Source organism: Streptomyces sp. NPDC005899 (genome assembly GCF_040629645.1).
GTDB lineage: Bacteria > Actinomycetota > Actinomycetes > Streptomycetales > Streptomycetaceae > Streptomyces.
In genome coordinates this window covers 20,462-27,635 of sequence record NZ_JBEXWB010000052.1, presented here as the reverse complement: position 1 = coordinate 27,635, position 7,174 = coordinate 20,462, and the positions used below count along the sequence as shown (strand labels likewise).

The 7,174-nt window shown below is 68.6% G+C and carries 6 protein-coding genes; 4 read left to right on the top strand and 2 right to left on the bottom strand.

Features of this window, described 5'->3' with window-relative positions:
• Positions 1–462 precede the first annotated feature (462 nt).
• From ABZ371_RS09880 to ABZ371_RS09870, 3 genes are all read left to right on the top strand, one after another.
• Positions 463–1,152 (top strand): hypothetical protein, encoded by a 690-nt coding sequence (locus ABZ371_RS09880; protein WP_358676050.1) that lies wholly within the window; start codon positions 463–465, stop codon positions 1,150–1,152.
• Between the two features lie 36 nt (positions 1,153–1,188).
• A complete protein-coding gene (locus tag ABZ371_RS09875; protein ID WP_358676048.1) occupies positions 1,189–3,924 on the top strand; it encodes a Helicase associated domain protein in 2,736 nt (911 codons plus the stop codon).
• A gap of 275 nt (positions 3,925–4,199) precedes the next feature.
• Complete coding sequence (locus ABZ371_RS09870; RefSeq protein WP_358676045.1) at positions 4,200–4,964, top strand: hypothetical protein; 765 nt, start codon at positions 4,200–4,202, stop codon at positions 4,962–4,964.
• 59 nt (positions 4,965–5,023) lie between these two features.
• Here the strand turns inward: ABZ371_RS09870 and ABZ371_RS09865 are convergent, their stop codons facing one another.
• Positions 5,024–5,347: a DUF4145 domain-containing protein gene (locus ABZ371_RS09865; protein ID WP_358676052.1), complete on the bottom strand. Its 324-nt coding sequence runs from the start codon at positions 5,345–5,347 to the stop codon at positions 5,024–5,026.
• 92 nt (positions 5,348–5,439) lie between these two features.
• Here ABZ371_RS09865 and ABZ371_RS09860 point away from each other — a divergent pair, with 92 nt between their 5' ends.
• Entirely contained in the window at positions 5,440–6,654 is a 1,215-nt protein-coding gene (locus ABZ371_RS09860; RefSeq protein ID WP_358676042.1) for an IS630 family transposase, read from the top strand.
• On the opposite strand, the gene ABZ371_RS09855 is transcribed toward ABZ371_RS09860, so the two are convergent.
• A complete protein-coding gene (locus ABZ371_RS09855; protein ID WP_358676040.1) occupies positions 6,586–7,173 on the bottom strand; it encodes a hypothetical protein in 588 nt (195 codons plus the stop codon). The two genes, ABZ371_RS09860 and ABZ371_RS09855, sit on opposite strands and share 69 nt — an antisense overlap.
• Between the last annotated feature and the right edge of the window lies 1 nt (position 7,174).

The window sequence follows — 7,174 nt, the reverse complement described above, 5'->3', positions numbered from 1 at the left end:
GGTACCCGCTCCGCGGGTACCACATCGCTGCGCGATGTGCCAGGGGGGCGGTCGCTGCGCTCCCGCTGGCCCTCGCGATGCGAGGGCGCCCCCCTTCGCTGCGCTCCTGGGGGCGGTGGGGCCGGCCGCTGCGCGCCCGGCTGGCCGCGCGGTGCGCGGCGGGGCCGCTGGGGTGTGGTGGTGCGGCTAGTGGGGCCTTCTGTGGGGGAGTTGGGGAGTCCTGCGGACTCCTGGGCGGGTCCGCTGCGCTCCCCCGCTTGACGGTCCTTCCGGCTGCGCCTCCAGAACCTTGGGGGCCCGCGATGCGGGCCAGGCTGGTTACAGGGGGTGAGGGTCGCTCGTTCGGGTTGGGGTTTCAGTATAGCGAGTGCATCCGGGAGATGCACATGTAGCATTGGCGGAAACCAGGACACCCCCAACCACCCGGGAACCTCCCCGGAATTCCGAGAGGAACGACCGCAGATGACCAGTCACCACGAATCTACCGGACCAGATCCCGCGCTGAGCAGCGATTCCATCCGCAGAGTCGGCCAGTACCAGACGGCAGGCGTCAATGCCCGGCTCCGGCTGTTCGCGCTCCTGGAGGCGCAGGGTGTGCCCGCGAGCGAGGCGGACGACTTGGTGGCCGCGCTGGTGGCCGGAGCGGTCGCCGGGGCGCAGAGCGAGGTCGTGGAGCTGGAGGGCACGGGTCCGCGTTCGCGGGGCGCGGTGTTCGAGGACGGTTGGGATGAAGGCGTGACGGCCGTGAGCGAGGCCCTGGTGGGCATCGCGGACCGGGAGTGGTCCCGGCGCGGCGGCCGGTCGGCCGGGGCCGCTGAACTGGCCGTACACATCGCGGACGTGAGGCAGCGGGAGCGCGTCGACCTGGTGCGGCTGGAGCGGTACGTCCGGGAAGCCGTCCTGCCGGCCACTCACCCGCACACCACCAGGCGCCGCCAGGTGCTGGAGGCGCTGGGCGAGGCCGGCGGTCTGTGCACGGCGCGGACGGTCAACAGCGATGGGGACTACGTCGTCTGCACGCTCGATGCCGGTCACTACGACCCGGACGACAGGCCGCCCTTCAAGGACGGAAAGCCGGGCGGCTGGCACAAGGCGGATGCGTCGATCTGGAACGACATGGGCGCGGCCTGCATTCCGCACGCGGCCCTCTGAAAGACCGCAGGAATTCAACTCCAGGGGAGGTACGGAATGTCAGCGATTCGGCTCAAGGAACACCAGGTAGATCAGCGGTCCGCGTTTAGGAAGTGGGTGGGATTCCCTGCAAGGTCATCTGTGCCCCCGCAGGGTGCCCGGGGAACGATCGTGTCAGCGACCGGTTCGGGCAAGACGATCACGGCCGCTGCGTGCGCGCTGGAGAGCTTCGCGGACGGCCGGATCCTCGTCACGGTGCCGACCCTGGACCTGCTCGCCCAGACCGCCCAGGCGTGGCGGGCGGTGGGTCACCGGGCCCCGATGGTCGCGGTGTGCTCGCTGGAGAACGACGCGGTCCTGAACGAGCTCGGAGTGCGCACCACCACCAACCCGATCCAGCTCGCCCTGTGGGCCGGGCAGGGGCCGGTCGTCGTGTTCGCCACGTACGCCTCCCTCGTGGACCGCGAGGACATCACCGCACCGATGGGCCAGCGGAAGGTTCGCGGGCCGCTGGAGGCCGCTCTGGCGGGCGGAGAGCGCCTCTACGGGCAGCAGATGGACCCGTTCGACCTCGCCATCGTGGATGAGGCCCACGGAACCGCTGGTGATCTTGGCCGTCCGTGGGCGGCGATCCACGACAACGCCCGGATCCCGGCGGACTTCCGGCTCTACCTCACCGCGACCCCGCGCATCCTCGCCGCGCCCCGGCCGCAGAAGGGCGCGGACGGCCAGGAGGTGGAGCTCGCGACGATGTCGGATGACCCGGAGGGGACCTACGGCGCGTGGATCGCGGAGCTCGGTCTGAGCGAGGCGATCGAGCGGGAAATCCTTGCGGGCTTTGAGATCGACGTGCTGGAGATCCGCGATCCTTCGCCTGTCCTCGGGGAGTCGGAGGAGGCGCGGCGCGGCCGGCGCCTGGCGCTGCTGCAGACCGCGCTCCTGGAGCACGCGGCGGCGTACAACCTGCGTACGGTCATGACGTTCCACCAGAAGGTGGAGGAGGCCGCGGCGTTCGCGGAGAAGCTGCCCGAGACGGCGGCCGAGCTCTACATGAACGACGCCTCCGATGAGGACCTGGCCGCCGCCGACAAGCTGCCGAAGTCCTCGATCGACGCGGAGTTCTACGAGCTGGAGGCCGGCCGCCACGTCCCGCCGGACCGGGTGTGGTCGGCGTGGCTGTGCGGCGACCACCTCGTCTCCGAGCGGCGCGAGGCGCTGCGGCAGTTCGCCAACGGCATCGACGCCGCCGGGCGCCGGGTGCACCGCGCCTTCCTCGCCAGCGTTCGCGTTCTCGGGGAGGGCGTCGACATCACCGGCGAGCGGGGAGTCGACTCGATCTGCTTCGCCGACACCCGCGGCTCACAAGTGGAGATCGTGCAGAACATCGGCCGCGCGCTCCGGCTCAACCGCGACGGGTCCACCAAGGTGGCCAGGATCATCGTGCCGGTGTTCCTGGAGCCCGGCGAGGACCCGACCGACATGGTCGCCTCCGCGAGCTTCAAGCCGCTCGTGGCCGTGCTCCAGGGGCTGCGCAGCCACGATGAGCGCCTGGTCGAGCAGCTCGCTTCCCGGGCGCTCACGAGCGGCAAGCGCAAGGTCCACGTCAAGCGTGACGAGGACGGGCAGATCGTCGGGGCCGGCGGCGCGGGCGACGGCGAGGACCAGGAGGACGACGACACCCAGGCCGCCGCCGAAGCCGCTCTGCTGCACTTCTCCAGCCCGCGCGACGCGGCGACGATCGCGGCGTTCCTCCGTACGCGGGTCTACCGGCCGGAGTCCCTGGTGTGGCTGGAGGGATACCAGGCCCTGATCCGCTGGCGGAAGGAGAACGAGATCACCGGCGTCCACGCCGTTCCCTACGACGTCGAGGTCGAAGTGGGGGTCACGAAGTCGTTTCCGCTTGGCCGATGGGTCCATCAGCAAAGGAAGGCGCTGCGGGCCGGTGAGCTGGAGGAGCGGCGCAAGACGCTGCTGGACGCCCCCGAGGCCGGGATGGTCTGGGAGCCGGGCGAGGAAGCGTGGGAGAACAAGCTCGCCGCGCTCCGGTCCTACCGGAAGGCCACCGGACACCTCGCGCCCCGTCAGGACGCGGTGTGGGGCGAGGGCGAAGCGATGGTGCCCATCGGGCAGCACCTCGCCAACCTCCGCCGCAAGGGCGGCCTCGGCAAGGACCCGAAGCGCGCGGCGGAGCGTGCGCAGCAGCTCACCGAGATCGACCCGGACTGGAACTGCCCGTGGCCGCTGAACTGGCAGCGGCACTACCGGGTGCTCGCCGACCTGGTCGACGCCGACGGTGTCCTGCCCTACATCGCGGGCGGCGTCATGCACGACGGTGATGACATCGGCACCTGGAGGTGGCGTCAGCAGGAACCGGGCACCTGGGCGCAGCTCCTGCCCGAGCAGCGCGAGCGGCTGACCGCACTGGGCATCCACGGCGCCACCCTCCCCCTGGCCGCCGCCGCCCCGGCGGAGCTCCCCGCGGCGCCGGCCGACGCGGCCAAGGGCCCGAAGAAGGCCGGGAGCAAGGCGGAGGCGGCCTTCCAGCGGGGCCTGGCGGCCCTGGCGCAGTGGGTCGAGCGGGAAGGTGACCGGCCGGTGCCGAGGGGGCACAGCGAGACGATCACGGTCGACGGTCAGGTGGAGCCGGTGACCGTGAAGCTGGGCGTATGGATTTCGAACACGAAATCCAGGAGGGACCGGCTGAACGCCGACCAACTCGCCGCCCTCGCGAAGCTGGGCACGGACTGGGCGAAGCCGGTGACAATCCCCCAGGCCACCCCCGACAGCCCCTGACCGCTCCCAGCACCGTGACTGGACCCCGGGCTTCTTAAGTATCTCGTCGGCCTTCTCGGCGATTCCCCGGACTGACCACGCTGTTGGCCGACGGGACGTTAGCTTGGCTGAGTGGGGTGTTCCGGTAGAGAGGGGTGGCTGTGGCGGGGCAGCAGAGTGGCTCGGGGAGCGGTCAGGGCGGCGGGAGCAGGCCGGCAGCTGCACAGGGCACGCAAGAGGGCGGCGAACGGCCTTTCCTCCACCGGCCCCAGGGTGTGCTTGCTGTAGTTGGCGGTGTGGTCAGCATTGTTGTTTCCGCCGTGGGGCTGGTGTTCCTCTTCGCCCCCGATCTTCAGCCGGAGCCGGAGCCACCCGGCCTTGAGTTAGTGGACTTCGACCTGGACAAGCAAAAGAACATCCAGGCTGACTGGACGAGCGACGGCGAGAAAGGCGTTATGAAGGACTGGGAAACCTCTCTCGTCACCGTCATGTTGCGGAACGGTGGTGACAATCCGGTGCTGGTGAAGCACGCGGATTTCCGTTTCAGTTCCGTGGTGGAGGTGGGGTGCCCATATGGTGCGGGCGGGTCGGAGGTGCAGGCACGCTACGACATCAAGGTGCCAACGGGCGCGAAGGCTCCTTTCACTCGTACCCGCAAGATGAAGTACACCGTGCCGCCGCACAAGCAAGAGCAGGTTGCCTTCACCGTCGGACCTAAGAGCGTGTTCGCGGGGGCCCTGCCCCAGGTCTACACGTTCAAGATCACTCTGCATCTCAGTGACGGGTCCCGCATCGAGGTTCCAGAGATGACTTACCTGGATCCCTCGAATACTGAAACGGTGCTCGAATCTGCGGCAGCGGCAGTGAAGGACGGCGAGCGGTACGCCTTCACAACGGTTGACTGCGTGAAGCAGCAGGAGCGTAAAGCGCGGAAGATTGTCCAGGGCGCCAGCCACGTATCTCCTGAACTGACGCAGTACAGCGCGGAACTCACGCGCCTCGTCGGGCCCAGCCCGTCGGGCGGCCGGCTCGGACCGAACTCCGAGCGCGACAACTACTGACCGTTCCGGCTCTGACCGGACCCCGGGCCCGCCGACAGGGCCCGGGGTGCCGTGCGGCTTCATGTTCCAGCGCGGGCCTGGTCGCGGCGTTGTTGGCGTGCCGCGCGAAGGGCAGCACGCTGTTCGGGCTGGACGTAGACGACGAAAACGGCTTCCTGGATCAGCGAAGCCACGTCGTCCACCTCCGCGTAGGAGAAGGCCAGCCCATCGTGAAGGCTCCAGTTGCCCAGAGTCCGGGCTTCGTCGAGGTCGCGGACGACGTCGGCAGGTACGCCCCTGTTGGTCAGGTCGGCAATCTTGTCCTTGAGGTTCCGCCCGGTGGCGCTGCGGTCTTTGCAAAGTTCTTCGACGGCCGCCCGGTACATCGCTGCTGCTGCCCGCAGCGCGCCGGCCTCCTGACATCTAGTGGTCCGTCTCGGATCCTTGGCCGGGTAATTGATCCTTCATCCGTTGCTCGGCAGGCTGCTTCCAGGTCGTGATCGTGGAGGTGGTTGTGGGGCGTCGTCCGGGAGTGTTCGTCCGGCCGGTGAGCATGGAGGAAGGGCGCCGGTTGCAGCGGATCAGCCGGACCGCGAAGGACCCGGTGAAGTTACGGCGGGCGATCGTCGTGCTGATGTCTGCGCAGGGCCAGTCGGTGCCCGACATCACCTCGTTGATGCAGGCCAGCGCCGACTATGTACGCGATGTCATCCACGCCTTCAACGAGCGAGGGTTCGAGGCACTGGACCCAAAATGGAGCGGGGGACGCCCCAGGATGATCGGTAGCCAGGTGCGCGAGCACATCTGCCTGATCGCCCGGACGTCCCCCGCCGACTGGCGCATCACCGCGTTCTCCACGTGGAGCCTGACGAAACTGGCCGAACATCTGGTCAAGCAGGCCGTGGTCCCTGCGGTCAGCCGCGAGACGCTGCGGCGAATACTGCGCGAGGGCAGTGTCTCCTGGCAGACGACCACGACCTGGAAGTCCTCGAACGACCCCGACTTCATCGCCAAGATGCACCGGGTCCTGGCCCTGTACGACACCCCGCCGGGCGATGGTCGAGTGGTGTGCGTGGACGAGTTCGGGCCGCTGAACCTGATGCCTCGTAAGGGCAAGGCATGGCGTCCGATCCGCTCACCGCGCCGGCTCCGGGCCACCTACAACCGCTATGACGGGGTGATGCACATGCTCGCCGCCCTCGACCTGGCCACGGGGAAGATGTACTACCGGATCCGTCCGCGCAAGCGGTGGCGCGAGTTCCTCGCCCTGCTCAAGGCCCTGCGCGCCCGCTGGCCCGGCGAGAAGTTGTACATCGTGCTGGACAACTTCTCGCCGCACAAGCATGCGAATGTCCGCGCCTGGGCTGCGGCCAACGACGTCGAGCTGGTCTTCCTGCCGACCTACGGATCCTGGCTGGCTGGATCGAGTCCGAGTTCGCCGCCCTGCGCTACTTTGCCCTCAACGGCACCGACCACCGCAGCCACGGCGAGCAGAACGCCGTCATCAACAGCTACATGCGCTGGCGCAACCAATGGGCCGAACCGAAGACCAACTTCGCTCCAGATTCACCGATCCGCACCTGGGCCCACTACCCGACGAAGGCCGCATGAAGGCACCTCAGCGAGGCGACCGACGCACGGATCACAAGACCCGGGGGGTGCCCAGTTCACCGGCCGAGACGATCACCGAGCAGGGATTTACGATCACTGAGCAAGAGTTCCACAGCTCCACCCCGGCCGTGATCAGCTCCAGTACCGCGCGTTGTTCCTCGGGAGTCCACGCGGCGAACTCGCCTCTGAACAGCTTCTCGTAGGCGCTGTTATGCACCGCTCCCTGCTGGGGCAGCCGGTGGACCGCCTCGAGGCTGCGGGCCAGATCCTCGAAGAAGTTCCACGTTTCCAGCACCGCGCCCGGCGGGACCTTCCGGCGCACAGGATCCTCCAGCCAGTGCTGGACACGGACAAGCTCCAGCGTGTTGGCCTCAGAAGTGGCCAGCCGCCGCCCCCGCCGACTCACGTACACCCGCGCCTGCCGAACAGTCACGAACGCCGGCACTTGCCAGTGACCATCTTCTGCCAACGCATACACCTGATCGGGTTCATCGCCCCGCCCACCGATCCACAGAACTACCGCGCTGCGGCCTCGCCCGCGCACCCGGTACGCATAGAGACTCCCACCTCCACGGCGGCGTCCGGTCGCAAACACATCTGCCATCTCGATCGTCGCCACG

Bases quoted from the DNA above. Each gene is read 5' to 3' on its own strand.
- ABZ371_RS09880 (WP_358676050.1), top strand. From the start codon at position 463: ATGACCAGTCACCACGAATCTACCGGACCAGATCCCGCGCTGAGCAGC.
- ABZ371_RS09875 (WP_358676048.1), top strand. From the start codon at position 1,189: ATGTCAGCGATTCGGCTCAAGGAACACCAGGTAGATCAGCGGTCCGCG.